Genomic DNA, 26,485 nt, shown 5'->3' on the forward strand with positions numbered 1-26,485 from the left:
AGGACGGTGGTCCCATGGCGAAAGCGGCCACGCACCAGGCCCCAGCCGGACTCGACAGGCTCCGCGGACAACTGGACAAAGCGGGCTACGCCGGCCTGTTGCTGACCTCGCCCACCGGGCGCCGGTACGCGACTGCGCCCGGCTCCGCCGACGCGACCGCCGTCCTGCTCACGACCGACGGCACGGTGGCGAGCGCGATCGGCGGCCTGTCCGCCGCGACCGCCGCCGCGCTGCACGCGACCGGCGTCGCGGACGGCGTGGTCGCCACCGAGGCCGATCTGCCGCCGGACGTCCTCGGGCCGGCCGCCGGCACGGGCGTGCGGCTGCGCCCGGCCGCCGACCTGGTCTTCGCGGAACTGGCCTGCTGCGAGCCCGGCGAACTGCCCGCGTTCGCCGCCGCGGCCGACCTCGCCGCCGTCGGCTACACCGCCGTCATGGACCACCTGCGCGTCGGCATGGACGTACGGGAGCTGTCCGGCAACGTCGACCGGTCGGTCCGCCGGGCCGGCGGTCTGCTCGGCTGGTACGACCCGTACGGCGCGGACGGTGCGGCCGGCACCGACCTGGTGACGGTCCGCGGCCACGACCCCGCCACCGCCCGGCTGACGGCGGCCACCCCGCTGCGCTACGTCCTGCACCCGCTGCTGGACGGGGCAGCCGGGTACGCCGCCGCGACCGCCGTGCTCAGCAAGGCCGACGGCCCGCTGCGCACCGCGGGCGACGTGTGCGCCGCCGCGACGGCCGCGCTGCTGGCGTCCCTGCGCCCCGGCGCCCGGCTCACCGACGGGTACGCGGCGTTCGAGCGGGAGGCCGGCGAGCACGGCGCGGCCTCCCGGCTGGTCGCGTTGCGCGGCGGCGGGGCCTCGCTGCCGCTGCGGACGGACAGCACGGTGGTCGCCGAGCCCGGCATGGTGCTCGGCGTGCGGACCGAGGTCCAGGTGCCCGGCCGCGGCGCGGTCGAACTCGCGGAGACCGTCGTGCTGACCGCCGAGGGCGCCGAACCGCGGGCGGGCACCCCCCTGCGCCTCGTCGAGCTGTACTGACCCCCGACCCGCCACCGCCCTACGCCCCCCGTGAACGCACAAGGAGAACCATCATGGGCACGACCCACCCGACCGGAGCGGGCCGGATACCCACGGCCGACGCGGCCGGCGTCACCATGCCGCTGGTCGGTTTCGGCACCCACCCGATGCGCGGCGACCAGGCCACCGAGGCCGTACTGACCGCCTTCTCCGTCGGATACCGGCTCGTCGACACCGCCACCCGCTACCGCAACGAGGCCGCCGTCGGCGCCGCCCTCACCGCCACCGGCCTGCCCCGCTCCGATCTGTTCGTGACCACCAAGATGCCCCCCGACCAGGTCGGCCGGGAACGGCTGACCCTGGAACAGAGTCTGACCGCACTGGGCTGCGACCACGTCGACCTGTGGCTGATCCACTGGCCGCCGGGCGGCCACCCAGGCGTCACGAGCTGGCGCGAGTTTGTGCGGGCCCGTGACGAGGGCCTGGTCCGGGCCGTCGGCGTCAGCAACTACTCGGTCGAACTCATCGACGCACTGCACCGGGAGACCGGCGTCTACCCGGCCGTCAACCAGGTGCAGTGGGGCCCCGGTGACTACGACCCGCACTTCGCCGAGGCGATGCGCGAGCGTGGTGTGGTGCTGAGCGCGCACAGCCCGCTGCGCAGCACCGACCTCGACCACCCGGTGCTGCTCGACGTCGCCCGCCGGCACGGCCGTTCGCCGCGCGACGTCGTGCTGGCGTGGAACCTGCACCATGGCGTCGCGGTCACCGTGAAGTCCGCGCACCGTGGCCGCATGGAGCGCAATCTGGCCGCGGCCGGCCTCACCCTCTCCCCGGCGGACGTCGAGGCGATCGACGGTCTGTCGACCGTGGCGACGGCGCGCTGAGCGCTCCGCTGGAAATGCCGCGCTATGCCGTCGGTCGTGTGCGGCACCGTCGTGGCTGGTCGCGCCCGCGCGGCGGAGCCGCAAATCGATACAGCCCCGCGCCCCTTCGGGGCGCTGTCCCATCGCTTTTACCGTCCCCTTTCCCATCGGCATTTTTTATGGCGCCATACGGATAGCCGCTTCGCCTATTGAGCGGGAGGCCACGGAACTACGCTCTCACCCAAGTTCCCGACCTTTCCGAGAAGGGCCGCCGTGGTTTATCAGGCAGTGGTCACCCGAGGTTATGCGCAGCCGAACGAAAAGGACCGGACATGACGGAGCACAGCACGGGCCGCCGCACCGCGGTCATCACCGGGGCGGCGTCCGGGCGGGGCATCGGCCGCGCGCTCGCCAAGCGGCTGGCCGCCGCCGGCTGGCATCTCGGGCTGCTCGACATCGACCCGGAGGTCGAGAAGGCCGCCGCCGAGATCCGTGCCGAGCACGGTGTCGGCGCGGTCGGCGCGGTCGCGGACATCGCCGACCCCGCCGCCGTGGACACGGCCGTGACCGCCTTCGAAGCGGAACTGCCGCCGGTCACCGGGCTGGTCAACAGCGCGGGCATCAGTTCGCCGGTGTCCTTCCTCGACGTGGACCTGGCCACCTGGGAACGCGTCATGCGGATCAACGCCACCGGCACCTTCGTGGTGAGCAAGCGCATCGTGCCCGGTATGGCCGAGCGCGGGCACGGCCGCGTGGTGAGCCTCGGCTCGACGGCGATGCAGAACGGCGGTGGCACGTACAGCAAGTCCACCTATGCCGCGTCCAAGGGCGCCATCGAGGCGTTCAGCCGCGCCCTCGCGCTGGAGGTGGCCCCCCGCGGGGTGACGGTCAACGTGGTCGCGCCCGCCACCATCGACACCGACATCATGGGCGGCCGGATCACCGACGACCGCAAGCCCGCCTTCCTGTCCCAGCTCCCCGTCGGGCGGCTGGGCACCACCCGCGATGTCGCCGCGCTCATCGAATTCCTCCTCGGCGAGGACGCCGGCTACATCACCGGCGCGACCTACAACATCAACGGGGGTCTTCGCATTGGCTGAGGCCCCGGCGCCCCCGGCGTCTGACGCTCCCCCGGCGCCCGCGCACACCGAGCGGCCGTCCCTGGCCACGCCGTCCCGCATCCCGGTCCCGCACACACCGCAGGACTGGCCGATCGCCGCCGCCATGCTCCAGTTCCCGCCGCACGCGGCGGACGGCACCCCGGTGGCGAAGCTCGACCCCGACGAGTGGCGCCGTCTCCTCCAGCCCGTCGTGGACGAGGGCTTCACCCACCTGGAACTGGCGACCGCCTGGCTGCCCCTGGGCGACCTCGACGCCGCACGTCTCACGGCGCTGCGCGAGGTCCTGGCCGACGCCGGACTCGGCGTACCCGGAGTCGGCGTCGTCCGCCGCAGTGTCGTCCACCCGGAGCGCGGCGAGGACAACCTCGCCTTCTCCCACCGGACCCTGGATGCGGCCGCCGCGCTCGGCGCGGACGTCGTCTGCCTCGGACTCCACGACGCGCTGAGCGCACGGCAGCGACGGGCCCGGTGGTTCTGGACGGTACCGGGCGACGACGTCCCGCCCCGCGGCGATCCGCGGGTGCGCGCACTCGCCGTCCGCCGGTTCCGGGAACTCGCCCGCCACGCCGCCGACATAGGAGTGGAACTCTCCCTGGAGCTCTACGAGAACACCTGCCTGGGCAGCGGGGACGAGGCGGTCCGGTTCCTCGACGACATCGGCCACGAAGCGGTCGGGCTCAACCCCGACCTGGGCAATCTGCTGCGTGTCCAGGGACCGGTGGACACCTGGGAGTACCTGGTCTCGGTCACCGCGCCGCGCACCAACTACTGGCACGTCAAGAACTACGTCCGCCTGGAGGACCCGGCCACCGGCACCCTCCTCACCCATCCCACGTCCCTGGAACTCGGCGTGATCGACTACCGCGCCGCCGTCCGCTACGCGATCTCCCACGGTTTCGGCGGCACCTTCGTGGTCGAGCACTACGGCGGCGACGGCCTGAGCGTGGGCGCCACCAACGCCGCCTACCTCAGGCGCGTCCTGCCCCGCACCGACTGACCGTACGACCGCCCACCGTACGAACTGGAGAGCCGTGACACTTCCACCCCCGCCCGCCACCGCGTTCCCCGCGGCCCGCACCGCGATCGTCACCGGAGCCGCGTCACCGCGCGGCATCGGCCGGGCGACCGCCGCCCGGCTCGCCGCCGAGGGCTGGTCGGTCGCCGTGCTCGACCTGGACGAGGCCGCCTGCCGGGACGTGGCGACGCGTCTGACGGACGAGCACAGCGTGACCTGCCTCGGCATCGGCGTGGACATCCGCGACCGTGCCGCCGTGGACGCCGCCGTGCGCCGCGCCGAGACCGAACTGCCGCAGCTCGTCGGGCTCGTCAACAACGCCGGTGTCAGCTCGCCGGTGCCGTTCCTCGACGTCACGGACGCCGAATGGCACCGGGTGATCGACGTCAACCTGCACGGGACCTTCCACGTCACCCACGCCGCGGCGAGGCTCATGGCCGAACACCGCCTCGGCCGCATCGTCAACGTCTCCTCCACCTCCGCCGAACGCGGTGGCGGGGTGTACGGGCGGGCCGCCTACTCGGCCTCGAAGGCGGCGCTGCTCGGTCTCTCCCGCACCCTCGCCCGGGAACTCGGCCCGTTGGGCATCACCGCCAACTCGGTGGCCCCCGGCTCCATCGACACCGACATCATGGGCGGCCGGCTCACCGACGAACGCAAGGCCGTCCTGCTGAAGGACCTGCCCGTCGGACGCATCGGCACCGTGGACGACGTGGCCGCGGTCATCGCCTTCCTGCTGGGCGAAGACGCCGGCTACCTCACGGGCGTCACCTACGACGTCAACGGCGGATCGCACATCGCATGACGCACCCGCACACGACACACCCGCACCCGCCCTCACACCAGAAGGACGACAGCACCGTGGACGTTCCGTTCTCCGCCGACCTGACCGGCAGGACGGCCGTGGTCACCGGGGCGAGCACCGGCATCGGCCATGCCATCGCCGATCTCTACCTGCGCAACGGCGCGACCGTGATCGGCGTCCACCGACGCGAGCAGGCCGCACACACCGGTGCGTATGTGCCGGTGTGCACCGATCTGGGCGACCCGGAGCAGGTGCGTGCCACCGCCGCCGGAATTCTGCGGGAGCACCGGGTCGACATCCTGGTCAACAACGCGGGCCTCAACCTCCGGCACCGGTTCGAGGAGTTCCCGGTCGAGGACTGGGACCGGGTGCAGCAGCTCAACGTGCGCACCGTCGTCGAACTGACCCAGCTCTTCGGCCGGCCGATGCTCGAACGGGGCTCGGGCGCGATCGTCAACCTGGCCTCGATGCTCTCCTTCACCGGTGGCTTCACCGCCTCCGCGTACGCCGCGTCCAAGGGCGCCGTCGGGCAGTTCACCAAGTCGGTGGCGAACGAGTGGGCGTCCAGGGGCGTCCGCGTCAACGCCATCGCGCCGGGCTTCATCGACACCGAGATGAATGTCGCGCTGACCGCCGACGAGACCCGCAACCGCCAGATCCTCGAACGCATCCCGGCGGGGCGGTGGGGCACCTCGCAGGACATCGCGGGCGCCGCCCTGTTCCTGGTGTCCGACGCCGCCCGCTTCATCCACGGAACCGTGCTGCCCGTCGACGGCGGCTACCTCGCCCGCTGACCGGAAGGAACCCGCTGCCATGAAAGCCGTCGTCGTCCACGGACCGGGAGACCTGCGCGTGGACACGCTGCCCGAACCGAAGGCGGCACCGGACCGGGTCCTGGTCCGCATCGTCTACGGAGGCATCTGCGGCTCCGACCTGCACTACGCCGCGGACGGCCGCAACGGCCCCTACACCGTCACCGAACCGCTGACCCTCGGCCACGAGGTCGTCGGCGTCGTCGCCGCGGTGGGCCAGGACGCAACGGCCGCGCCGGCCGTCGGAACCCGTGTCGCCCTGCACCCCGCGACCCCCTGCGCACCGCCCGGCACCACCACCCCCACCGGCCTGCATCTGCACCCGGACGGCACGTACTTCGGCAGCGCGTCCACGAAGCCGCACACCCAGGGCGGCTTCGTGGAACTGCTGGAGGTGCGTCCCTCCCAGCTCCGTCCGCTGCCCGCCGCGCTGCCCCTGCGCAGGGCCGTGCTCGCCGAACCGCTGGCCGTCGTCCTGCACGGCACCGCCCGCCTGGGCGAGCGGGTGCGGGGGGCGAAGACGCTGGTCAGCGGCGCGGGGCCGATCGGGTCACTGGCCGTCGCGGCGCTCCGGCACGCGGGCGCCGCCGAGATCACCGCCGTCGACCTTCAGGATTTCCCGCTGCGCACCGCGGCCGCCGTCGGCGCCACCGCCACCCTGAACCTGTCCGCGGGCGGCACGGTCGACCGGTCGGCGTTCGACGTGACGGTCGAAGCGGCGGGCGCCGTCGCCTCACTCGCCACCGCGCTGGACGCGGTACGTCCCGGCGGCGCCGTGCTCCAGCTCGGCATGCTGCCGCGCGAACCGGTGCCGGTCGCCATGTCGACGCTGATCGCCAAGGAGCTGACGCTGTACGGCTCCCAGCGCTTCGACACCGAACTGGACGCCGCGATCGCGCTGCTGGCCGCGGACCCCGCGCTGGACGCCGTACTCAGTCACGAGTTCGCCGTCGATCAAGCCACTCAGGCGTTCCGCTGCGCCGCCGACTCCTCCCGGTCCGCCAAGACAGTACTCCGGGTCTGTGCCGACCCGGACGCCTGAGCCCGCACGAGACCACCGAACGACAACGCGAGGGAATGCTCCCATGATTCATGTACGCACCCGGATCGACCGTCCGTCCGCCGACGTGGTGGCCGCGCTCGGCCGCTTCTCCGCCGCGACCATCCACGAGGCGCAGGGCCGCAAGGGCGCGCTGGCGCACCGGCTCAAGCCCGTGGACCCGGCCATGTCCTTCTGCGGGCCGGCGTTCACGGTCCAGGCGCAGGCGGGCGACAACATCATGGTCCAGGTCGCCATCTCCTACGCCCGGCCCGGTGACGTCGTGATCGTCGCGGGGTCGGAGTTCGAACAGGCGGGTTCCTTCGGGGACGTGCTGGCCACCGCCTGCCAGAGCAAGGGACTTGCCGCCTTCGTCACCGACTCCGGCGTGCGCGACAGCGCGGACCTGCGCAGGCTCGGCTTCCCCGTCTTCTCCGGTTCCATCTGTATCGAGGGGACGGTCAAGGAGACCCTCGGCCAGGTGAACCGCCCGATCTCCGTCGGCGGACAGATCGTCCGGCCCGGCGACATCCTGCGCGGCGACGCCGACGGTGTCGTCGTGATCGACCCGCAGGAAGCCGAGGAGGTCGTCCGGCTCTGCCAGGAACGCGAGGACCACGAGGCGGAGATCAGGGAACAGCACCGGCGCGGCGACCGGACGCTGATCGAGGTGCACGGACTCACCGAGAAGCTGAAGGCCAAGGGCCTGGTCGTCGAGGAGTGAGTGAGCCCGTGAACAGGCCCGGTGTCGCCGTGCTCGGCCTCGGCCCGATGGGCGCCCCGGTGGCCCGGCACATCGCCCGCGCGGGCTTCCCACTCCAGGTGTGGAACCGGACCCGCGCCAAGGCGGACGAGTTCGGGCACCGGGCCGTCGCCGAACCCGGAGAACTGCGCGCGCGCATCGTGCTGTCGGTCCTGCCGGACATCGACCGGCTCGGGGAGGTCGCACCCGAGCCGGTGGTACGCCGCTGGGCCGCACAGGGCACCACGCACGTGGCCGTGCTGAGCACCACGTCCCCCGGCAAGGTGCGCGATCTCGCCGGCCGGCTCGGCAGGCACGGCCTGGCCGTGCTCGACGCGCCGATGAGCGGCGGTGACGCCGGCGCCCGCGCCGGCACGCTGAGCCTGATGGTGGGCGCCGACCCGGAGGCGTACCGGACCGTGGAACCGGTGCTGAGATCCTTCGCCGGCACGGTCGAGCACATGGGCCCGCCCGGCGCGGGCAGCGCCGCCAAACTGTGCAACCAGGTGATCGTCGCCGGCACCCTGGTGGCCGTGGCCGAAGCCCTCGACCTGGGCCGCCGGGCAGGTCTGTCGGGCGCGCAGCTGGTCCGCGTGCTCCGCGGCGGCCTCGCCGCGGGCGCCGTCCTCGACGCCAAGGCGGCGAAGATCCTGGACCGCGACTACCGCCTCGGCGGCAGCGGCACCAACCAGGTCAAGGACCTCCGGTACGCGACCGCGCTCGCCGACACCCTCGGCGCCGGCCTGCCGCAGACCCGGCACACCCGCGCCCTCTTCGAGGAGGTGGTGCGCCGGGGCCTCGGGGACCTGGACCACTCGGCGGTGTACGAGGTCGTCTCGGCGCACGAAGAGGCCGGCGAGGAGTGATCCGCGCCCGGCTGTTCCACTGCCGGGCCCCCTCGGGATACGTTCACCCGCAACGATCAGGGAGGAGTGCGATGGACACCCGCAGGCTCGGTTACTTCGTCAGGGTCGTCGACGTCGGCAACATCACCCGGGCCGCGGACTCGCTGCACATCACTCAGTCGGCGCTAAGCCAGCACATCTCCGCGCTGGAGAGCGACTTCAAGTCCCGTCTGCTGGAGCGCACCGGCCGCGGTGTCCAGGTCACGGCGTCCGGCCGCTCCCTGTACCGCTACGCGCAGGGCATCCTGCGCCTTGAGACGGCCGCGCGGATCGATCTGCGCGCCGGCAACGACACCCCGGCGGGGCTGGTGACCGTCGGCCTGGCCTCGTACAGCATGGCGCCGGGTCTGGCCGTACCGCTGCTGCGGGCGGTGCGGGAGCGGTACCCGAACATCCATCTGCAGCTGATCCAGAACCTGACGGTGGTGATGAGCCAGGCGGTGCTGCTGGGCCAGGTGGACATGGCGCTCATATACGACCCCGGCTATGTGAAGGGTGTCGTGTTCGACCATGTCCTGGAGGAGGAGTTCCACCTGGTCACCAGCGCCCGTATGCCGCGCCTGACCAGCCGCGGGGACACGGTCACCCTGAAGGAGGCGAGCCGTCTCGACTTCATCATGCCGAACGAGCTGCACACCGTCCGGCGCATCACCGACGCCGCCTTCCACGCCGCGAGACTGCACTGCTCCGTCGTCGCCGAGGTCGAGCCGGACACGGTGCTGCGGGACGCGGTGGTCAACGGACTCGGCGTCACGGTGCTGCCGCTCACGGCCGCCCGAGCGCACTTCGCCCCCGAGGAGGTGCGCATCTACCGCTTCGCCGACGCCCGGTTGTGCACCGCGATGTCCCTGTGCACTCCCGAGGTGCAGCCGCTCTCGCACGCCGCCGCCCTCGTGGCCGACCTGCTGCGCACGCTGCTGCTCGACCCGTCGGTCTCGGACCGCAGATCGGCGTGAGCGTACGGCGTCAGCCCGCGCGCCGCTCGAATGCGAGGCCACCGGGCACCTGGAAGGTCGGCAGAATTTCGATGTGCCCGATATTGACGTGCCGGGGCGATCCGAGGGCGAACTCGATGGCGTCGGCGATGTCCCCGGGCTTCAGCGATTCGTAGCCGTCGTAGTACCGCCGCTGCGCCTCCTCCATATCCCCGAGCAGTCGGCCGAAAATCTCCGTCTCGACGCGGCCCGGGCATATTTCGGTCACGCGCACCCGCCGGCCGAAACCGTCCACGCGAAGCTGCCGGGAGATCGTGTGCACCGCCGCTTTGGTGGCGTGGTAAATGGTGTTGCCGCCGAAGTTGTACACGCCGGCGATGGAGCTGATGTTGACGATGTGGCCGAGGTCGCGCTGCACCATGCCGGGCATGAGCAGACGCAGCAGGTGCAGGACCGCACGGACGTTCACGGCCACCTGTTCGTCCACGGCCCACTCGTCGGCCGTGAGGATGTTGCCGGGGCGTGACACCCCGGCGTTGTTGACGAGTACGTCGATCTCCAGGCCGCCCACCGCTTCGGTCAGCGAGTCGGTGTCGGTGATGTCGACGGCGTGCGCGACACAGCCGGTCCTGGCGGCCAGGTCCGCCAGGCGGTCGGCGTCGCGGGCGACCGCGTGCACCTCAAGGCCGTGCCGGGCGAGACGTTCCACGACGACGGCCCCGATGCCCGTGGAGGCGCCGGTCACCAGGGCGGTCCGGTAGTCGGAAAAAGGCATGACGCTGATCCCCTCACTTTCGGAATACCGCGAGGAACATAAGCGTGCGGGTGCGGCCGCGGCAATATGCGGCAGCCCGTAATGCGCGACCCACCGGAATTCCAGATGGCGCCAGAAGAAGTTTTTATTTGCCCTCGGCCGCGTTCCTTGGCTAGCGTGCTCGGAAAATCGTGCAGCGTAACTGGGAGTCGAATATGAGTATGCGTGTTCTCGTCACCCGGGACGGGCTTCCGGGCCGTGGTGTGGAACGGCTCGGCGCCGTGGCGGAGCCGGTGTTCCACACGGGCGACGGCAAGCCGGAACCGGCGGAACTCGCCGCCCTCGCCGCGGGGGCCGACGCGGTTCTGGCCCTGGGCAACGACCTGGTGGACGCCGCCCTGCTGGACGCCGCCGGTCCGTCCCTGCGGGTGGTGGCGCTGGCCAGCATGGGGTACGACAACGTCGTCGCCGCCGCGGCGGCCGAACGGGGTGTGGTGGTGACCCACACGCCGGGGGTGCTGGCCGAGACCACCGCCGACCTGGCCTTCGCCCTGATCCTCGCCGCCCGGCGCCGGCTGGGTGCCGCGAGCGCCGACCTGGCCCGGGGCGGCTGGGACGTGTTCCGGATGCACGACTACCTCGGCCTCGACGTGCACGGCGCCACCCTCGGTCTGATCGGCTACGGGCAGATCGGCCGCGCGGTCGCCCGGCGGGCACAGGGCTTCGGCATGCGCGTCGTCCACCACGACCCGTACGCCAGGGTCGACGACGCCCTGTCCGCCGCGACGGACCTGCGCTCCCTGCTGGCGCAGTCCGACATCGTGTCGCTGCACGTCCCCCTCACGGACGCGACCCGCCATCTGATCTCCGTGCGGGAACTCGCCCTCATGAAGCCGACCGCCACCCTGATCAGCACCGCCCGGGGCGGGGTCGTCGACGAGGACGCCCTGCTGCACGCCGTACGGGAGGGGCGGCTGCACTCCGCGGGGCTCGACGTCCACGAACGCGAACCCATGGGCACGGAAGTCTCCCCGCTGGCCGCGGAGGAGAACGTCGTCATGCTTCCCCACATCGGTTCGGCCACCCACGCCACCCGCGCCGCGATGGTCGACCTGGCGGTGGACAACATCCTCGACGTCCTCGCGGACCGCCCGGCCCGCACGCCCCTGCCGGGCACCTCCGCCGTCCCTGGCCGCCCCGCCCGCACCACCGGAGCGCCCGCATGAGCCACCCCGTGTTCGACGTCGCCGGCCGGATCGCCCTGGTCACCGGGTCGAGCCGGGGCATCGGCAAGGCGCTCGCCCGCGGTCTGCTGGAGGCGGGCTGCACGGTCGTACTGAACGGCCGTGACACCGGCACGCTGGAGGCGGCCCGGGACGAACTCGCCGCGGACTTCCCGGAGCGGGTCCACACGGCCGCCTTCGACGTGACGGACTCCGCCGCCGTCGAGGCACATGTGACCGCCGTCGAGCAACGGGTGGGCCCGATCGACGTGCTGGTCAACAACACCGGCACCCAACAGCGCGCCCCGTTCACCGAGTTCACCGACGAGCAGTGGCACCGGCTGCTGGACACCAACCTCACCGGGTCCTTCCTCGTGGGCCGGTCGGTCGCGCGACGGATGACTCCACGGCGGCGCGGCAAGATCGTCAACATCTGCTCGCTGCAGAGCGAGGCGGCCCGCCCCGGCATCGCGCCGTACTCCGCGACCAAGGGCGGTCTGAAGATGCTCACCAAGGGCATGTGCGCCGACCTCGGACCGCACGGCATCCAGGTGAACGGCATCGGCCCGGGGTACTTCGCCACCGACCTCAACGCCGCCCTGGTGGCGGACGAGGAGTTCAGCGCCTGGGTGCGCAGGCGTACACCGGCCGGCCGCTGGGGAGAGGTCCAGGACCTCGTCGGCGCCCTGGTCTTCCTTTCCTCACCCGCTTCGGACTTCGTCAGCGGGCAGGTGCTGTACGTGGACGGCGGGATGCTCTCGGTGCTCTGACACCCGCGGGGCCGGTGGGGCCGGCACCGATGGGTTCCCCGGTCACGCGCCGGCCGGGTGGACGGTCAGCAGGTCGTCCAGTTCGATGCGGGTGAGGAATGTGCGGCGGATCCGGTCGGCGACGTCCGACACCTCTTCGGAACCGTCGTCGGCCGGGTCGATGTGCACCCGGTAGGGGCGCTCGCCCGCGGGCAGCGCCACGATGCGCGCGATCTCGTCGGATACCAGGGACGCCTCAGCGCCCGTGGGTGCCAGGGCCGCGAGCTTCTGCGACACCTGCTCCATCAGGCCCGCGTACTTGGTCGCGTACTCTCCCTCGACAGCGGTGTCGGCCGGGTGGCCGGAGTGCGCGAAGTGGTTGGTGCCGCTGGTGAAGGAGCCGGGGACGACGATCGACGTCTCCACGCCCCAGCGGGCCAGTTCCCCGGCGTAGCTGACGGCGAGGGAGTCCATCGCGGCCTTGGCCGCGAAGTACGGGCCGAGGTAGGGCGGGGTACCGCCCTTGACGCTGGAGCTGGACACCCAGACGACCAGCCCCCGGCCGGCCTTGCGCAGATGAGGCAGGGCCGCGCGGTTGACGCGCTGGGTGGACAGGACGTTGATGTCGAAGAGCTGGTCGAGCTGCTGCGGGGTGAACGCCTCGGCAGGACCGGTGACCATGTGACCGGCGTTGTGGACGAGGACATCGATCCGGCCGTGCTCCTCGATCAGTTGCTTGACCGCGGCGTCGACGGAGTCCTGGAAATTGACGTCCAGTTCGACGGCCCGCAGGTCGACGCCATACTCCTTGGCGTAGTCGAGGGCGGTCCGCACCTGCGGCGCGTTGCGGCCGGCGGTCTCGCGCAGGCCGGCGTAGACGGTGTTGCCGGTGCGGGCCAGGGCGCGGGCGGTGAGGGCGCCGAAACCGCTGGAAGCGCCGGTGATGAGGACGATGTTGCTCATGGAGGTCTCCGTAAGGTGTCGGGCGGCCGGTGCGCCGGATCAGGCGATGCCGCCGTTGGCGAAGAGGATCTGACCGTTGATCCAGCGCGCCGGCCCGGCGAGGAAGGCCACGGCCTCGGCGATGTCCTCCGGGGTGCCGATCCGCTCCAGCGGGGCCGCCTCGGCGAGGTTGTCGAGGGCCGCCTGGTCCTTGCCCTCCAGGAACAGGGGGGTCGCGGTGGGCCCGGGGGCGACGGCGTTGACGGTGATGTCCTTGCCGCGCATTTCGCGGGCCAGGACCAGGGTCATCGCCTCGACCGCGCCCTTGCTGGCCGCGTAGGCGCCGTAGGCGGGGAACTGGAGGCGGGTGACCGAGGTCGAGAAGTTGATGATCGCTCCGCCGCGGCGGATCCGCCGGGCCGCCTGCTGGGAGACGACGAAGGTGCCGCAGATGTTGGTGCGGTGCATGCGGTCGAGGTCGTCGAGGTTCAGCGTGGCGATCGGCGACAGCAGCATGATGCCCGCCGTGTTGACGAGCACGTCGATCCCGCCGAACTCCGCCTCGGTGGCGTCGAAGGCCGCGGCCATGGCCTCCTCGTCGGCCACGTCACCGCCCACGGCGATGGCCTTGCCGCCCGCCGCCCTGACGGCCTCGACCGCCTCGTCGGCCTTGGCCTTGTTGCCCGCGTAGTGCACGGCGACGGCGAACCCGTCACGGACGAGCCGATCCGTGACGGCCCGGCCGATGCCTCCGGTGGCGCCCGTGATCAGTGCTACGCGAGTGGTGGTGTCCGTCATGATGACCAGTCCCTGGATGAGATGCGGTGTGTTGGATCAGCGGTGATGCCCGAGACCGCGGCGAGATCGCCGATCCCCTCTTGATGTGAGCAACGATAACACAGCTCGGATCGCCGACAACACGAACTCGTGAGCGTCGATAACAAGAGGGAGGGTGGCCCTGGTTGGCGAAGGCCAGCCGGAGGATCTGGGCGGCGATGCCGCGGATGCGTCGGGTGCCGGGGTCAGGGCCGGCGGCCGCAGCTTGGGCACCCCGGCCTCTCCACCGTCCGAGCGCGAGGTGCAGCGGTTTCGGCCTGTTCAGTGCAACGCTGGTCAGCGGCGGGGTAGCACGCCCAGGAGGGTTGCGGTCAGGGCCTGCTTCAAGTAGTCCTTCAGATCCAAGTGGAAGCGGGCCAGGTCGGGCTCGGCCTCGTAGGCCGCCTGCAGGCTGGGTGGGGGCGTGCTGTACGCCGACAGCGCGCCGGCCATGACCAGGGTCTGCAGGCTGAACAGCGTTGCGTTCTCACCCAGCTCCGGCAGGTACGTCCGGATCAGGGCGGTCATGGTTGCCAGGCGGTCCAGGGAGGCGCGCTTGTAGCGTGCTACGACCTCGACGGAGACGTTGTGTTCCAGGACGCTGCCCTGTGCGCCGAACAGCTCGCACAGCACCCTTCGGCCGGACAGCGAGCGACTGAGGATCTCGGCCGCCGCCGCCGCCCGCTCGGGCATGGGGAGATCTTCGTCGATGCCGGCGGCCAACTCCCCCGCCAGTTCCGTCAGCCACTCCCGCAGGAAGCGGTCAAGCAGCTCCAGCAGCACCGCCTCGCGAGACTCGAAGTAGCGCAGCACGTTCGGCTTCGCCAGGCCTACCCGGCGGCTGAGCTCGTTCAGGGTGACCGCGGCCACAGGCATCTCGTCGAGCATCGCCGACGCCATGTCGAGGATCGCCCGTCGGCGGATCTCCCGCTGCTCTTCAGTTCGCGCCCGCTGGAAAGTCACGATCGCCAGTCTAGATTAGGTACCGTCGGTACGTTGACAACGTACCGAAGGTACTTTAACGTCGAGGACACAAGATACCTTCGGTACGTTAACTGGCTGGGAGCCTGACATGGGCGAGAAGTGGACGACAGCGAACATTCCGGACCAGAGCGGGCGGGTGGCCGTGGTGACCGGGGCCAACACCGGACTGGGGTACGAGACCGCCAAGGCGCTCGCCGAGCACGGGGCGTCCGTGGTGCTCGCCGTGCGCAACGTCGAGAAGGGCGTGCGGGCCGCGGCCCGCATGACCGGCGACGTGACCGTGCAGGCGCTGGACCTGACCTCGCTCGACTCCGTGCGGACCGCGGCGGCGGCGCTGCGGTCCCGGCTCGACCGGATCGACCTTCTGATCAACAACGCCGGCGTGATGTACACCCCGAAGCAGACCACCGCCGACGGCTTCGAGATGCAGTTCGGCACCAACCACCTCGGCCACTTCGCGCTCACCGGGCTGCTGCTTGACCTGATGCTGCCGGTGCCCGGCTCGCGCGTGGTGACGGTCAGCAGCACCGGCCACCGCATCCGGGCCGCGATCCACTTCGACGACCTGCAGTGGGAGCGGTCGTACAGCCGGGCCGCCGCCTACGGTCAGTCCAAGCTGGCCAACCTGATGTTCACGTACGAGCTGCAGCGCCGGCTCGCCGCGCACGGCACCACCGTCGCGGTCGCCGCCCATCCCGGCATGTCCGACACCGACCTCACCCGCAACACCCCCGCCGCGCTCCGCCTGCCCGTCACCTGGCTCGCGCCGCTGATCACCCAGACGCCGGCCATGGGCGCCCTGCCCACCCTGCGCGCCGCCACCGACCCCGGCGTGCTCGGCGGCCAGTACTACGGTCCCGGCGGGCGCAACGAGGTCAAGGGCCACCCCCGGCCGGTCACCTCCAGCCCAAAGTCGTACGAGGTAGCCGTCCAGCAGCGGCTGTGGACCGTCTCCGAAGACCTCACCGGCGTGAAGTTCCCCGTCGTTCAGTCCCAGTAGAACTCGTTTCGCTCCGGATCGGCCATCACGATGTAGCCCGCGCGGGTAGGAGGCGCCGGCTCGTCCGGCGCTCCGCCGCCCGACGGTCGGCGCGATCGAGAAGAGGCCCCTCCGCCCGCTGACCGGTACTCAGCAACCCGCACAGGCTCGCGGGCGTGAAGGCGCTGCTGATGATCACCAGGCTGGCAGAATATTTCGTACCTCGATATATGCTCGACGCATGACACGACAGCACCCGTCGTTGACGGAACCGCAGTACTTCATCCTCGCCTCACTCATGGATGGACCGTTGCACGGTTACGGCATCATCAAGGCCGCCGAGCGGGCCACCGACGGGCGGCTGCGGATCGCTGTCGGCACTCTCTACGGCGCGCTGGAGCGGTTGGAGCGGGCCGGGCTGGTGGCCGCCGACCATGAGGAGATCGTGGACGGTCGGGCGCGGCGCTACTACCGGCTCACCGAGGACGGCACCGCGGTGCTCAGCCGGGAGGCGCTGCGGATGCAGCAGGCGGCGGCCGTCGTCATCGGACGCTCGCGGGATGCCGGAGCGGCCCCGGCATGAACCGTTTGCTGCTTGCGGCCTATCCCAAGTCCTACCGTTCCCGGCAGGGAGAGGAGTTGCTGGCCTGCCTGGCCGAGGCGTATCCCGGCCGTCCCTGGCCCCCGCCGCGGGAAGTTGCCGCCTTGGTGCGCGCCGGGGCGCAGGCCCGCGCCCGTGCCGTCGTCGACGACGCGGCCCGGCCGTGGTGGCTGGACGGCATCCATCTGGCCGCCCTGGCCCTCGCCGCGCTGGCGCTGGTGCCGTACCTGCAGGACGTGTGGCACTGGGCACTGCACATCGACCCCGGACAGCACGCCATCGCTTTCCACTTCTCCGGCTGGTATCCGTGGGCCGGAGGTCCCACGCGGATACGGCTGCTGCCCTACGGGCTGCTCCCGCTGGGTTGCCTGATCGCTCTGCTGCGTGGCAGGGCGTGGCTCGCGCTGCCGGCCGCGGCAGCCATGATCTGGGCCGGCGCCACGACCCACGGCCGCACCCTCTTCGGCAGCGAGGGCAAGGCGGGCTTGAGCTACTACGGGTTGGGCGCCCCGCTGACGGCCCGTGACCTGGTGCTCTCGGGGACACTGTGCGCCGCGTGCGCCGTGCTGGCGCTCTGCCGTCCCAGCCGCCTGCGACGCCACTCCTACCGCTGGCTGGCCCCTGTCGTGCTCGCCATGTTCATGGCCGGGGGCCTGCACATCATCTCCGTCAGTCCGGCTTTCCAGCGCGGCCTGTTCGTCCTCGAAGTCACCGCGCTGCTCGGCGCGTGGGTTGCGACGGCCGCCACCGGCGACCACCGGTGGCTGATCCCCGTCGCGGCGGTCGCGATCGTCCGCACGCAGGCGATCGTCGTCCAGCCGGACGCGTTCATGCAGTCCCTTCCGGACCTGGTCGTTCTCCTCCTGCTGATCGCGCCCCTCCCCGCCCTGGCGATCACCGCCCAGCGCCGACAGGGGCAGGCACTCCCCGAATAGGAGCGGACCCCCGGTGGGTCGGCCGAGCCCGGCGGCCCACGTCGTGCCACAAAACGTGCGTGACCTAACTCCCCTCAACGGAAGAACAGAGCGATGACTCAGCACGATTCTCCGGCCCTGCCCGCGCACCGTCCGGGGGCCTCAAGGCAGGGCCCCGCCCGCCCCAGCCCGTCGCGTACGACACGGCCGTGGATGCCGGCTCTGCTCTACACCCTGGGGTTCCTGACGCTCTACCTGCTCGCCATCTGCACCCCGTGGGGGCAACGAGCTGAGAACGCCCTGTTCGGTCTCGGTAAAGGGAACCCCGAAGCTGCATGGATCTACCCCCTGTCAGGATCGGCCTACGGCTCGACGCCCCTGCCGCCGCTGGAATTGAGCGCCAAGCCCACCCTGATGGTGGGCCTGGCCGTCATCGTGGTCCTCACCCTGGTGCGGCGGTGCTGGTGGCAGGGGTGCGCGGCGCTCGGCGTCGTCATTCTCACGACCGGAGGCAAGGAGGTGCTCAAATCGACCCTGCCCCGCCCCGATCTGGTGGGCGCGCCCGAGAATCTCCTTGATCAGGGTTTCCCCAGCGGGCACACCGCCATCCCCGCCGCGCTGACTCTCGCCGCCGTCCTCGTGGTTTCCCCCCGCATCCGCCCCTACATCGCCACGGCCGGTGTGCTGTGGCTCGCCTGCATCGCCGCCGCCAGCGCGACCATGGGCGGCCACCGGCCCAGCGAAGTGCTGGGGGCCACACTGTTGGCCTGTGCGTGTTACGGCCTCGCAACCTGGCTGCTGCCGCCGGCCGCCGCGCCAGGCGCCACGCGGAGCACCCGTGCGCTGCCCGTCATCACCTTGACGGTGGCATTGGCCATCGCCCTCGTTTCCGGCGCACGAAACGACACCCTCACAAGGTCACTGGTCTCCGCGGCGACGGCCTTCATATGTGCGGCCCTGGTCTGGTACGCCGCAGTCGGGCGGCCCGCACACACCGCACGCCGCACACGCCCCGCACTGGGTTGACCACGCGGCCGGCTCCGGGCGGGAACCGGCGCATCCTGGCAAAGCGGCGATCCGATGCCACCGCCCAGTCGTAGAAGCCGTCGACGCCCGAGCGAGGATGCACTCCCGCCCGGCGTGTCCGCCCATAGTCCGGTCAACAAGTCTGCGACGCCCCCCAGCACACACAGTGACTGCAACGACGCTTGGGCAGCAGTACTCGCGACAGTTGAATACGCGAGTCCACCGGTATCAACCGCTCCGTCGAGCCCCCGCAAGGACCCTGGCCTGGCGCAGCGCCGTCACGACCGCATGGACAGCCTGGAGGCCAGCAGCTCCAGCGCTTCCTCCCAGCGGTAGCGGTCGGCCCCGCCGCCGGCCTTCGGCCGGTGAGGCTCGTACGAGCCGATCAGGACGCCCATCTCGCGAAGCCGCTCCAGGCTCTGACGGTAGGCGGGGTGGGCCGCCTGGGCGGAGTTCAGGTACGGCAGCACGGCAACCGGGACGCCCATGGCGGGTGCTTCGCACAGGATGCCCAGGGCGAGATTGTCGGAGATCCCGGCGGCCCACTTGTTGACGGTGTTGAAGCTGGCCGGGGCGACCGCGATCGCATCCGCAGGCCGAGTCGGGCGCGGTTCACCCGGCGACCGCCAGGCCGAGCGGATGGGGCGGCCGGTCTGGGCCTCGACCGCCTCCGCGTCCAGGAAGCCGAGCCCCTGTGGGGTGGCGATGACGCCGACGTCCCAGTGCCGCTCCTGTGCTGCGGTGATCAGCCGGCCGACGTCGGCGGCGACCCCGGCCGCGCAGACCACGATCTGGAGGAACGGCTTGTCGTGCTGATCACTCACGCGGGCACTCCCAGTCGGCGGCTGAAGTGGTGCAGCTCGGGCAGTGCCCGGCGGCGGTCGCGGGCTGCCATGTCGGCGACCAGTTCGCGTACGGCCGGGCGGCGGACGTCCTGTGCCGCGCAGCTCTCGGCGATGCGCAGGGCCTGGTAGCCGTCGGCAAGCCTGCCCTGCTGACTGTAGGCGCGGGCGCCCTCCACCCAGAGCGCGGCCCGGCGCTCGGGAACGGGAATGTGCCGCCGCATGAGCGGCCGTGCGGTCCGCAGGGCAATGCCGGGGTCGCCGAAGGAGACAGCCGCGCTGACCTCGTGGAGGGCGACGTTGGTGGGGCTGAAGTTCGCCCATGCATCCGGCCGGTCGAAGGCGACGTAACGGGCCACGTCCTTGGCCTCGGTGAGGAAGCCCCGGGTGGTGTCGCGGTCGCCGTTCCTGCTGGCGGCGGTCGTGGAGGGTCACGTGGTAGCCGTCGGAGTCCGCGAACGTGAAAATGCGGCCGAACGGCCCGTCGACGGGCGCTGAGACGATCGTCGTGCCGGCGGCGCCGCGGTTCGCCGCGTCGGGCAAGACATGCTGGCCGATCTGGATGCCAACGAACAAGATCAGAAGCGGCGCCTGCTCACCACGTGCATTGCCTCACTGACCGAACCGCCCGCATCGGCGACGTAACGGCTCCGGAATTCACGACTACAAGGCCGGCATCAAGCCGACCCTCGACCAGGACCTCGCCGCGAACCTCGCCGAGGTCATCGTGTTCGTGGGGCTGTGCGGGTTTCTCGCGGGCCCCTGGCCCCGCCCCTGCTTTCGTGATGGACGTCACACAGATCTCCGGTCTGTGCGCGTCATGAGCCGTGCGGTGGCGTCTCGTTAGGCCGAGACCGGTCAACACGGCCGGGCGACACGGTGAAGAGGAAGCCACGGTTGAAGGATGTGCGCGCGGGGCGTTCCGCGGATGCGGAGCTGTCGGTCAATCAATTCCCCCACGCCCTTGGGAGTTTGGGGATCACGCCGGTCAAGGTGCCCGGTCCGACCAGGGAGTCGTCAGCCCGGCACGGGAGAGCCGTGGGGTTCACCGTCGACGTGGCGCCGGCGCCGGATCACGATCCTGTCCCGCCTCCCGAGCCGCAGCCGCCCGCTCGTGGGGCACGGCGGCGGGCGCCGCGGCTCACCACGCAGGTGCGGGAGTTCCGTCCCCGTCCGGTCCTGCCCGGCTGGATCGCCCTGGTGTGCGTGCTGCTGTGCGGTACGGCCATCGCGGTGATCGCGGGGCGGGTCCGGCCCGCGAGGCGCTAACCGGACGTACCCGAGCCGTCACCTGCCCTCCTGACCTGTCTCGCCCTCGGCGTGCTGCTCGGCGTGAGCGGCCTGTTGGCCAACCAGGAAGGCGGTGCCGTCGTACTCTCCCGGTGGGGGCGGTACCGGGGCACGGTGCGCCGGTCGGGACTGATGTGGGTCAACCCGTTGCTCAGGCGGCACCGCGTGGATGTGCGGCTGCGTCACTTCCGGGGCGACTCCCTCGCGGCGGTGGACCGCGTCGGCCGTCCCGTCGTCGTCGGCCTGCTGGTCGTCTGGCGGGTGCAGGACACCGCCCGTGCGACGTTCGCGGTCCATGACCACGAGGAGTTCCTGCGCGAACAGGTCGCGGCCGCCGTGTCCGAAGTCGCCGCGACGCTGCCCTGCGACCGGTTCGGGGCACCCGGGCCGACGCTGAGGGACGGGGCCTGGTTCGGCGAGGAGCTGACCCGCGTCCTGGCCCCCGAGGTGGCACCGCTGGGCCTTGAGGTCTACTCCGTCCAGCAGCTCTGTCTCCGCTACGACACGGAGATCGCCGAGAGCATCCACCGGCTGCAAAGCGCCGAGTTGAACGCCGAACTGCGCACCACCGTCATCAGCGACGCCGTCGATGTCGCCCGTACGGCCCTGGAACGGATCAGGGCCGACGAAGGCGCCGACGAACACACCGACGAACACCCGTCCGCGGGCCAGGACTCCATGTTCCTGCGCCTGCTCGTGCTTTCGCTGCTCACCCCGAGCGCAAACCTCAAGGAATGGGGAATCCAGTGGCCGCACCAACAGAGTTCACCGCAACAGGCCCCGCGAACGGATGCGCGGACCGCGACCGCCGCGCCGGGCGGCTCCCGGACGGCGACATGACCGCCGGGTCGGAGCTGCCACCCCACGGGCGCCGGACCGTCCGCGGAATACAGGCGGCCGGGGCGGTGCTCGCCCTCGCCACGGGCGTCGTGGGCCTGAGCGCGATCGCCGCTCCCCCGGCCCAGGCCCTGCCTGCGCCCAGCCACGAGGGGTGGGACGGCAGCAGGTACTGGTTCAAGTCCGACGGACAGTGGCGCTGGACCAGTCACCACAGCGTCTACCTCCAGCGCACCCACACCTCCGGTTCCTCGTCCCCGTCCCCGTCCCCGTCCCCGTCCCCGGCATCGAAACCGGCATCGAAACCGGCGACGAAACCGGCGACGACCGGGAAGAGCGGCACGACCGGCACCTCCGCTGTCGAGCGGGCCGTCGACTACGCCCTCGCCCAGCTGGGCAAGCCCTACATCTGGGGTGGCAACGGGCCCGCAGGTTACGACTGTTCCGGTCTGGTGCAGCAGGCGTACCAGCGCGCCGGGATCTCCCTGCCGCGCGTCGCCGCCGCCCAGTACGGAGCCGTCACCAAGATCGGGGCCGGCAGTCTGCGCCGTGGTGACCTGCTCTTCTGGTCGTCCAACAAGAGGCAGTCGGGCATCGGGCACGTAGCCGTCTACCTGGGTGACGGCCGCTATGTGGAGGCGCCGAGGCCCGGCAGGACCATCCGCGTCTCGGTCCTGTCGAGCGGCTACTACCCGACCTTCTTCGGCCGCCCCTGACGGGGTTGCGAGCCGCCCGTCCAGGCGCGTCACCGGCGCGGGCCGGTGTCTGTCTCCAGACGCCGCCCGCGCTCGACGCCACCGGTCACCGCCCCACGAGAGAGGTCCCAGCCATGACACCGCCCACGCCGTCCTCGACGCCCTCGCCGTCCTCGACGCCCTCGCCCTCCTCGCCGTCCTCGACGCAGCCACCGCACGTTCTCACCCCGCGTCAGGAGGAAGTACTGCGGCACATGCTGAACGGTCCACGGCGGACCAGATCGCCCAAAGACTCGGCATAGGCCGGGCCACCGTGCACACCCACCTACGAGCCATCTACGCCGCCTTCGGCGTCAAGAGCCGCGCGCGTGCCGTCATAGCGGCCATCGAACGGGGCTACCTGCCGGAGAACGCCGACCCGGTCTGGACACATGACCGTAAGCAGGTGCTGCGCGCCCTCCGCCAGGCATGGAGCCCCTGCTGGGCCCACCCCGTCTACACACCCGACTGCGCGGTGTGCGTCCGCGCGGCCACCCTCGCCCACGCCATGATGCTGGTCCGAACCCCCGACGCGGCACCGAGCCCACCCCGTGCGACCGCGGGTCCGCCGGTCCACGACCCCCGGCTGCCCCTGCCCGCGATACCCGGCAGACACCCCTTGGCCCGGCCCGGCGAACCGTCCCCCGTCTCGTACACCACGACCAGAGCCACCCACAGAACCGCCTCATGACACCCAGGTGCCCCCGAAACCGGCACCGGGTCCGGAACCGGGGGCACCCGGGTGGTCTGCCTGTCGCACCTGGGTGGGTTGTCCGGCGCTACTTGAGGCCGAAGGCCCTGTCCACCGTCTGGTCGGCCGTGTTGCCGTGGGCGTCGACGGCCCGGGTCCGCAGGCTGACGTAACCGGAGGAACCCTTGGCGGGGGCGGTGAACGCGACGCGGTACCGCCCGGCGTCCGCGGTGGCCGACGTCCGCAGCGGGTGCCAAGTCCTGCCGTCGTCGTAGGAGGCCCACACCTTCACGTCGGTGACGTCCGGGCCGCCGTCGAACCAGGACCGGGCGTCCACGGTCAGCGTCTGCCGCTCACCGGCCCTGACCCGGTTGTCGAGCCCGACGGGCACGTCGTAGGCGATCTGCGGCATCGAGATCCGGGAGCCGCCGGATGTGACGCCCCCGGCCTCCAGCGACCAACTGGTCGTGGTCCTGGTGCCGAAGCCCCACGCGGCCGAGGACCGTTCGGCGACCGAGACCGCCGTGTACCGGGCCTTGCCCGCGGGGACGGTGAAGGTGCTGTACCAGTAGTCGGACTGCCCGAGCTGCTGCCCGTCCTTGAACAGCGTGATCCCGGACCGGTCGCGGGCGTCCAGGAACGACCAGTGGTCCGGGTCGGTGTCCGTGAACGGCCGGGCGGCCAGGGTCAGCACCACCTTGCCGTTGGAGCCGTTGTACCTCTCCTCGAACCAGGAGGGCTGTGCCGGATCGATCCGGGGGTTGTTGACCGCCTTGAGCCAGTCCTCGCTCCGGTGGGTTCCGGGCTCGTAGGCGTGCACGCCGCTCTCCCACATCGTGTAGCCCCCGACGTCCAGCCCGTTCTGGAAGATCGTGCCGGGATCGGCGCTGACCCACCGTTCCTGGACCGCTCCGAGGCGGGTGGGAACGGTGCCGAGCACCCAGGAGAAGTTGTTCCTGCGCCGTTCGCCCAGGATGCTCACCCCGTCCCCGGTGCCACGGCCGTGCACGCGGGCGGTGATCCTGGCGGTGCCGGCCGCGTCGACGCCCAGCCGCACCACCCGCTCGGGGATCGCACCGGTGAGGGGCTGGGCCAGCTGGTAGACGAACGGGCTGTACGGCGTCCCGCTCAGCGTGAGCACGACGTCACCGCGTGACGCGGCGAGCCGGGACAGCGCCGCCCCGTCCTCGCCGTACAGGGCGAACGCGGGCAGGGCCTGCGAACCGGCCTCGGCGACGAGCCGTCCCGGCCCGGCGTGGCTGACGGCGACCGCAGCGGCGCCGCGGGCCTTCGCCGTGTCGATGATCCGCGCGATCGTGGTGGCGGCGGACTGCGTGGCCAGGACGAGGCCGCCGCGCACCTTCTTGCGCGCGAATTCGGCGTCCGTGCCGGTTCCGACGTCGACCAGCCGCAGCGAGCGGCGTCCCTCGAACTTCCTCGCGCCGTCCAGTTGGGTGGGGGTGAGCCTCGTACCGGGCCTGCCCTGCACGGCCGCCGTCAACCGCGGTGCGACGAGCGTCGAATGGACGGTGACCTCCTGACTGCCGGCGGCGGGAGCGGGCGACGGGAAGAGATGGATGTGTTTGACGTCGGGCGAGATGAGCGTGGTGATGTCATGGGAGCCGCGGTTCGTCCCCGTCCGGTGGTACGACAGCGCGCTGCCCAGACGCTCGGTCGCCCGTCCGGTGTCCACCTTCACTTCGCCTGCGGTCCGCGCGTCGAGGGTGTACGCCACGTCCCGCGCCGTCAGGTCGACGCCCGTACGGTACGAGGCGGCGGCGCTCTCGATCCACTGACCGGAACCCTCCGAGGTGTAGATCATCGTCTGCACCGAGTACACGTCCGGTCCGACCCGGGCGGTGGCCACGCCCTTGCGGAAACCGACGATGTAGGACCTGCCGGTCTGCTCGCCCATGAGCACCACCTGGCTCGGCCCGCCGGCGGCGGCACCGTCCCGCCCGATGCCGGTGATGTCCAGTTCGTAGAGCAGCGGTTCGAGGTAGAGCGAGAACGGAACGCGCAGGGCGGCGGAGGAGTCGCCGGCCACGGCCGTGACGATGCCGCTGTACGACGTCTCGCGGGTGAGCGGGTTGGGGTCGACCGACAGGGTCACCTTCGTGTCCCCGCCCGCGGGGACCGTGACCGTGCTCGCGTCGAGGGCGAGGGAGCCGCCCGGCATCGTCGCGCCCGAGGCGGCGGTCCCGACGGCGGTCAGGGAGAAGACCTGTGCGGTGTCGGCGTCGTTGTGCAGCGTAATCTCGCCGCTGACCGGCCGGTACGCGCCGTCCTCGGCGTACCGTACGGCTCCCAGGGTGAGCGCGGCGGGCGAGGTGTGGGCCGGCTGCCCGGCGGCGCGCGGAACGTCGATACGGCCCGCGCCGCCCTGCTCGGCCCGGTAGCCGCCCTGGTCCGCCGAGTTCACCAGCGCCGTCTTGATCCGCTCGGCGCTCCAGGCGGGGTGGATCTCCTTGAGGAGGGCGGCGGCACCGGCCACGTGCGGGGTCGCCATGGACGTGCCGTTCGCGGAGGTGTAGAGGTCGTCGACCGGGGTGCCCATGGTGGTGCCCGCCGCGCGGGCCGCCACGATGTCCACGCCGGGAGCCGTCACCTCGGGTTTGACGGCATAGTCACCGATGCGCGGTCCGGTGCTGGAGAAGGCGGCCAGGGCGTCGGACTTGTCCACCGCACCGACCGTGAGGGCCTGGGACGCCGACGCGGGCTGGCCGATGGTGTGCGGGCCGGAGTTGCCCGCCGCCACGACGAACAGCGACCCGTACTCCTGCGTGAGCCGGTCCGCGGCGGCGCTCACGGGGCCGGTCCCGTCGTCGGGCGCCGACGAGCCGAGGCTCATGCTGATGATGTCGGCTCCGCCGGCGGCGGCCCACTCCATGCCGTCCACGATGTCGGAGTACGCGCCCGTCCCGTCGTCGCCCAGCACCTTGCCGACCATGAGGTCCGCACCCGGTGCGACGCCCTTCGCGCCGTTTCCGGCGCCGCTGCCGCCGATGGTGGCGGCGACGTGTGTGCCGTGCCCGAAGTGGTCGACCGTGTCCGCGGCGGCGGTGAAGTTCTTCTGGACCAAGACCCTGCCCCTAAGGTCGGGGTGGGTGGCGTCGACTCCGGTGTCGAGGACGGCGACCTTCACACCCTTGCCGTCGTATCCGCTCTTCCACACCTCGGGCGCGCGGATCTGCGGCACCGAGTCGGCCAGTTCGACCCGCACCTTGGCGTCGAGCCAGATCTTCCCGATGTTTGCGGCCTTGCGTTCGCCCGCCGTGTCGCCGGCCCGCCAGAACGACGCGGCCTGCCGCTTGGGGACGCTCGCGCCGACCGCGTGGATGCTCTCCAGCCGGTGCCCGACCCGGGCCGCCGCCGGTGCGACGGGCTGGGCCTTGCCCCGCTGGTCCCTGAGCAGCACGGGCAGCGAACTCGTCCTCGCGTCGTCGTATCCGTCGGCGACGAGTCCGTCGACGTCGAAGAGCGCCATGTCGACGGCACCGGCAGCGACCGCCTCGTTGGCGGCGAGCGGTACGACATAGGTGGCGCCGTCGGTGTGGGATATCTGCGCCGTGCCGCGCGAGGGACCGGTCGGATCGACGCTGATCGCCGGCCGGTGGTCGCCGGGGCGGCCGGTCACGGTGACGACGTCGCCGGTCACCAGCGTGATCCGGTGCGTCGTGACGTCCCTCTGAGGTGCGGCCTTGCTCGTGGCATCCGCGGCCGACGCTCCCGGTGCCGTCATCGTGGCAGCTGTCGCCATCGCGGTGACCGCGAGCACCGACGGCACCCACGGACGTCTTCTACGAGGTGGCATACTGATCCTCTCAACGTACGCACCCAC

26 protein-coding genes and 1 pseudogene are annotated in these 26,485 nt (G+C 71.6%); 20 read left to right on the forward strand and 7 right to left on the reverse strand.

The window, feature by feature from the left end; all coding sequences use genetic code 11:
* Positions 1 to 14: 14 nt before the first annotated feature.
* The 10 genes from ACFYTE_RS30040 to ACFYTE_RS30085 all read left to right on the forward strand — a co-directional run bounded on the left by ACFYTE_RS30040 (position 15) and on the right by ACFYTE_RS30085 (position 9,283).
* The gene (locus ACFYTE_RS30040) at positions 15 to 1,043 is read left to right on the forward strand and encodes a M24 family metallopeptidase (protein ID WP_388717092.1); all 1,029 of its coding nucleotides are present in this window, start codon (positions 15 to 17) and stop codon (positions 1,041 to 1,043) included.
* 53 nt (positions 1,044 to 1,096) lie between these two features.
* Positions 1,097 to 1,909, forward strand: a complete 813-nt coding sequence (locus ACFYTE_RS30045; protein ID WP_388717095.1) for an aldo/keto reductase — start codon at positions 1,097 to 1,099, stop codon at positions 1,907 to 1,909.
* 311 nt (positions 1,910 to 2,220) lie between these two features.
* Positions 2,221 to 2,988 (forward strand): SDR family NAD(P)-dependent oxidoreductase, encoded by a 768-nt coding sequence (locus ACFYTE_RS30050; RefSeq protein ID WP_388717098.1) that lies wholly within the window; start codon positions 2,221 to 2,223, stop codon positions 2,986 to 2,988.
* Positions 2,981 to 4,006, forward strand: a complete 1,026-nt coding sequence (locus ACFYTE_RS30055; RefSeq protein WP_388717101.1) for a sugar phosphate isomerase/epimerase family protein — start codon at positions 2,981 to 2,983, stop codon at positions 4,004 to 4,006. The genes ACFYTE_RS30050 and ACFYTE_RS30055 overlap by 8 nt, the downstream gene beginning before the upstream one ends.
* A gap of 34 nt (positions 4,007 to 4,040) precedes the next feature.
* Positions 4,041 to 4,829 carry an SDR family NAD(P)-dependent oxidoreductase gene (locus ACFYTE_RS30060; protein ID WP_388717104.1) on the forward strand — a complete coding sequence of 263 codons (789 nt, stop codon included), beginning with the start codon at positions 4,041 to 4,043 and terminating at the stop codon, positions 4,827 to 4,829.
* Entirely contained in the window at positions 4,826 to 5,623 is a 798-nt protein-coding gene (locus ACFYTE_RS30065; protein WP_388717107.1) for an SDR family NAD(P)-dependent oxidoreductase, read from the forward strand. The genes ACFYTE_RS30060 and ACFYTE_RS30065 overlap by 4 nt, the downstream gene beginning before the upstream one ends.
* A gap of 19 nt (positions 5,624 to 5,642) precedes the next feature.
* The gene (locus ACFYTE_RS30070) at positions 5,643 to 6,683 is read left to right on the forward strand and encodes a zinc-binding dehydrogenase (RefSeq protein ID WP_388717110.1); all 1,041 of its coding nucleotides are present in this window, start codon (positions 5,643 to 5,645) and stop codon (positions 6,681 to 6,683) included.
* Between the two features lie 43 nt (positions 6,684 to 6,726).
* Positions 6,727 to 7,404 (forward strand): 4-carboxy-4-hydroxy-2-oxoadipate aldolase/oxaloacetate decarboxylase, encoded by a 678-nt coding sequence (locus tag ACFYTE_RS30075; protein WP_388717113.1) that lies wholly within the window; start codon positions 6,727 to 6,729, stop codon positions 7,402 to 7,404.
* Positions 7,405 to 7,412: 8 nt separating this feature from the next.
* Positions 7,413 to 8,288, forward strand: a complete 876-nt coding sequence (locus ACFYTE_RS30080; RefSeq protein ID WP_388717116.1) for an NAD(P)-dependent oxidoreductase — start codon at positions 7,413 to 7,415, stop codon at positions 8,286 to 8,288.
* A 71-nt stretch (positions 8,289 to 8,359) separates the two neighbouring features.
* Positions 8,360 to 9,283: a LysR substrate-binding domain-containing protein gene (locus tag ACFYTE_RS30085; protein ID WP_388717119.1), complete on the forward strand. Its 924-nt coding sequence runs from the start codon at positions 8,360 to 8,362 to the stop codon at positions 9,281 to 9,283.
* 10 nt (positions 9,284 to 9,293) lie between these two features.
* On the opposite strand, the gene ACFYTE_RS30090 is transcribed toward ACFYTE_RS30085, so the two are convergent.
* A complete protein-coding gene (locus tag ACFYTE_RS30090; protein WP_388717122.1) occupies positions 9,294 to 10,037 on the reverse strand; it encodes an SDR family oxidoreductase in 744 nt (247 codons plus the stop codon).
* A 194-nt stretch (positions 10,038 to 10,231) separates the two neighbouring features.
* Between ACFYTE_RS30090 and ACFYTE_RS30095 the strand changes: the two genes are divergently transcribed.
* On the forward strand, positions 10,232 to 11,242 hold the full coding sequence (locus tag ACFYTE_RS30095; protein WP_388717126.1) for a 2-hydroxyacid dehydrogenase: 1,011 nt from the start codon (positions 10,232 to 10,234) through the stop codon (positions 11,240 to 11,242).
* Complete coding sequence (locus ACFYTE_RS30100) at positions 11,239 to 12,009, forward strand: SDR family oxidoreductase (protein ID WP_388717128.1); 771 nt, start codon at positions 11,239 to 11,241, stop codon at positions 12,007 to 12,009. Before ACFYTE_RS30095 ends, ACFYTE_RS30100 begins: the two co-directional genes overlap by 4 nt.
* 42 nt (positions 12,010 to 12,051) lie before the next feature.
* Here the strand turns inward: ACFYTE_RS30100 and ACFYTE_RS30105 are convergent, their stop codons facing one another.
* From ACFYTE_RS30105 to ACFYTE_RS30115, 3 genes are all read right to left on the reverse strand, one after another.
* On the reverse strand, positions 12,052 to 12,951 hold the full coding sequence (locus tag ACFYTE_RS30105) for an SDR family oxidoreductase (RefSeq protein WP_388717131.1): 900 nt from the start codon (positions 12,949 to 12,951) through the stop codon (positions 12,052 to 12,054).
* A gap of 39 nt (positions 12,952 to 12,990) precedes the next feature.
* Positions 12,991 to 13,728 carry an SDR family oxidoreductase gene (locus ACFYTE_RS30110; RefSeq protein ID WP_388717134.1) on the reverse strand — a complete coding sequence of 246 codons (738 nt, stop codon included), beginning with the start codon at positions 13,726 to 13,728 and terminating at the stop codon, positions 12,991 to 12,993.
* Positions 13,729 to 14,043: 315 nt separating this feature from the next.
* Positions 14,044 to 14,709, reverse strand: a complete 666-nt coding sequence (locus ACFYTE_RS30115; RefSeq protein WP_388717137.1) for a TetR/AcrR family transcriptional regulator — start codon at positions 14,707 to 14,709, stop codon at positions 14,044 to 14,046.
* Positions 14,710 to 14,818: 109 nt separating this feature from the next.
* Here ACFYTE_RS30115 and ACFYTE_RS30120 point away from each other — a divergent pair, with 109 nt between their 5' ends.
* The 4 genes from ACFYTE_RS30120 (at position 14,819) to ACFYTE_RS30135 (ending at position 18,250) form a co-directional block, all read left to right on the forward strand.
* Positions 14,819 to 15,730 carry an SDR family NAD(P)-dependent oxidoreductase gene (locus tag ACFYTE_RS30120; RefSeq protein WP_388717140.1) on the forward strand — a complete coding sequence of 304 codons (912 nt, stop codon included), beginning with the start codon at positions 14,819 to 14,821 and terminating at the stop codon, positions 15,728 to 15,730.
* 220 nt (positions 15,731 to 15,950) lie between these two features.
* Positions 15,951 to 16,292: a PadR family transcriptional regulator gene (locus ACFYTE_RS30125; RefSeq protein WP_388717143.1), complete on the forward strand. Its 342-nt coding sequence runs from the start codon at positions 15,951 to 15,953 to the stop codon at positions 16,290 to 16,292.
* A complete protein-coding gene (locus ACFYTE_RS30130; protein WP_388717146.1) occupies positions 16,289 to 17,245 on the forward strand; it encodes a hypothetical protein in 957 nt (318 codons plus the stop codon). The genes ACFYTE_RS30125 and ACFYTE_RS30130 overlap by 4 nt, the downstream gene beginning before the upstream one ends.
* Positions 17,246 to 17,437: 192 nt before the next feature.
* Positions 17,438 to 18,250 carry a phosphatase PAP2 family protein gene (locus tag ACFYTE_RS30135; RefSeq protein ID WP_388717149.1) on the forward strand — a complete coding sequence of 271 codons (813 nt, stop codon included), beginning with the start codon at positions 17,438 to 17,440 and terminating at the stop codon, positions 18,248 to 18,250.
* 278 nt (positions 18,251 to 18,528) lie between these two features.
* On the opposite strand, the gene ACFYTE_RS30140 is transcribed toward ACFYTE_RS30135, so the two are convergent.
* Both ACFYTE_RS30140 and ACFYTE_RS30145 read right to left on the reverse strand, forming a co-directional pair.
* Positions 18,529 to 19,074, reverse strand: coding sequence for a flavoprotein (locus tag ACFYTE_RS30140; protein ID WP_388717152.1), 546 nt, complete (start codon positions 19,072 to 19,074; stop codon positions 18,529 to 18,531).
* Positions 19,071 to 19,514, reverse strand: a pseudogene (locus ACFYTE_RS30145) (transcriptional regulator); the annotation flags it as partial. The pseudogene ACFYTE_RS30145 and the gene ACFYTE_RS30140, both read right to left, overlap by 4 nt.
* Before the next feature lie 616 nt (positions 19,515 to 20,130).
* On the opposite strand from ACFYTE_RS30145, the gene ACFYTE_RS30150 reads away from it, so the two are divergent.
* From ACFYTE_RS30150 to ACFYTE_RS30165, 4 genes are all read left to right on the forward strand, one after another.
* Positions 20,131 to 20,361 carry a hypothetical protein gene (locus ACFYTE_RS30150; RefSeq protein ID WP_388717155.1) on the forward strand — a complete coding sequence of 77 codons (231 nt, stop codon included), beginning with the start codon at positions 20,131 to 20,133 and terminating at the stop codon, positions 20,359 to 20,361.
* A 63-nt stretch (positions 20,362 to 20,424) separates the two neighbouring features.
* Positions 20,425 to 21,222, forward strand: a complete 798-nt coding sequence (locus ACFYTE_RS30155; RefSeq protein ID WP_388717157.1) for an SPFH domain-containing protein — start codon at positions 20,425 to 20,427, stop codon at positions 21,220 to 21,222.
* Entirely contained in the window at positions 21,219 to 21,935 is a 717-nt protein-coding gene (locus tag ACFYTE_RS30160; RefSeq protein WP_388717160.1) for a C40 family peptidase, read from the forward strand. The genes ACFYTE_RS30155 and ACFYTE_RS30160 overlap by 4 nt, the downstream gene beginning before the upstream one ends.
* A gap of 259 nt (positions 21,936 to 22,194) precedes the next feature.
* Positions 22,195 to 22,644 carry a response regulator transcription factor gene (locus tag ACFYTE_RS30165; RefSeq protein WP_388717259.1) on the forward strand — a complete coding sequence of 150 codons (450 nt, stop codon included), beginning with the start codon at positions 22,195 to 22,197 and terminating at the stop codon, positions 22,642 to 22,644.
* Positions 22,645 to 22,732: 88 nt separating this feature from the next.
* Here ACFYTE_RS30165 and ACFYTE_RS30170 read toward each other — a convergent pair whose 3' ends face one another.
* The gene (locus ACFYTE_RS30170) at positions 22,733 to 26,386 is read right to left on the reverse strand and encodes a S8 family serine peptidase (protein WP_388717163.1); all 3,654 of its coding nucleotides are present in this window, start codon (positions 26,384 to 26,386) and stop codon (positions 22,733 to 22,735) included.
* Between the last annotated feature and the right edge of the window lie 99 nt (positions 26,387 to 26,485).

The organism is Streptomyces sp. NPDC004629, from assembly GCF_042873595.1.
GTDB lineage: Bacteria > Actinomycetota > Actinomycetes > Streptomycetales > Streptomycetaceae > Streptomyces.

What these genes read in the sequence shown, in the direction of transcription:
- ACFYTE_RS30075 (WP_388717113.1), top strand. Translation starts at nt 6,727, where the DNA reads ATGATTCATGTACGCACCCGGATCGACCGTCCGTCCGCCGACGTGGTG.
- ACFYTE_RS30135 (WP_388717149.1), top strand. Translation starts at nt 17,438, where the DNA reads ATGCCGGCTCTGCTCTACACCCTGGGGTTCCTGACGCTCTACCTGCTC.
- ACFYTE_RS30090 (WP_388717122.1), bottom strand. Translation starts at nt 10,037, where the DNA reads ATGCCTTTTTCCGACTACCGGACCGCCCTGGTGACCGGCGCCTCCACG.
- ACFYTE_RS30170 (WP_388717163.1), bottom strand. Translation starts at nt 26,386, where the DNA reads ATGACGGCACCGGGAGCGTCGGCCGCGGATGCCACGAGCAAGGCCGCA.
- ACFYTE_RS30110 (WP_388717134.1), bottom strand. Translation starts at nt 13,728, where the DNA reads ATGACGGACACCACCACTCGCGTAGCACTGATCACGGGCGCCACCGGA.
- ACFYTE_RS30120 (WP_388717140.1), top strand. Translation starts at nt 14,819, where the DNA reads ATGGGCGAGAAGTGGACGACAGCGAACATTCCGGACCAGAGCGGGCGG.
- ACFYTE_RS30105 (WP_388717131.1), bottom strand. Translation starts at nt 12,951, where the DNA reads ATGAGCAACATCGTCCTCATCACCGGCGCTTCCAGCGGTTTCGGCGCC.
- ACFYTE_RS30070 (WP_388717110.1), top strand. Translation starts at nt 5,643, where the DNA reads ATGAAAGCCGTCGTCGTCCACGGACCGGGAGACCTGCGCGTGGACACG.
- ACFYTE_RS30085 (WP_388717119.1), top strand. Translation starts at nt 8,360, where the DNA reads ATGGACACCCGCAGGCTCGGTTACTTCGTCAGGGTCGTCGACGTCGGC.
- ACFYTE_RS30040 (WP_388717092.1), top strand. Translation starts at nt 15, where the DNA reads ATGGCGAAAGCGGCCACGCACCAGGCCCCAGCCGGACTCGACAGGCTC.
- ACFYTE_RS30045 (WP_388717095.1), top strand. Translation starts at nt 1,097, where the DNA reads ATGGGCACGACCCACCCGACCGGAGCGGGCCGGATACCCACGGCCGAC.
- ACFYTE_RS30065 (WP_388717107.1), top strand. Translation starts at nt 4,826, where the DNA reads ATGACGCACCCGCACACGACACACCCGCACCCGCCCTCACACCAGAAG.
- ACFYTE_RS30100 (WP_388717128.1), top strand. Translation starts at nt 11,239, where the DNA reads ATGAGCCACCCCGTGTTCGACGTCGCCGGCCGGATCGCCCTGGTCACC.
- ACFYTE_RS30095 (WP_388717126.1), top strand. Translation starts at nt 10,232, where the DNA reads ATGAGTATGCGTGTTCTCGTCACCCGGGACGGGCTTCCGGGCCGTGGT.
- ACFYTE_RS30160 (WP_388717160.1), top strand. Translation starts at nt 21,219, where the DNA reads ATGACCGCCGGGTCGGAGCTGCCACCCCACGGGCGCCGGACCGTCCGC.
- ACFYTE_RS30125 (WP_388717143.1), top strand. Translation starts at nt 15,951, where the DNA reads ATGACACGACAGCACCCGTCGTTGACGGAACCGCAGTACTTCATCCTC.
- ACFYTE_RS30050 (WP_388717098.1), top strand. Translation starts at nt 2,221, where the DNA reads ATGACGGAGCACAGCACGGGCCGCCGCACCGCGGTCATCACCGGGGCG.
- ACFYTE_RS30130 (WP_388717146.1), top strand. Translation starts at nt 16,289, where the DNA reads ATGAACCGTTTGCTGCTTGCGGCCTATCCCAAGTCCTACCGTTCCCGG.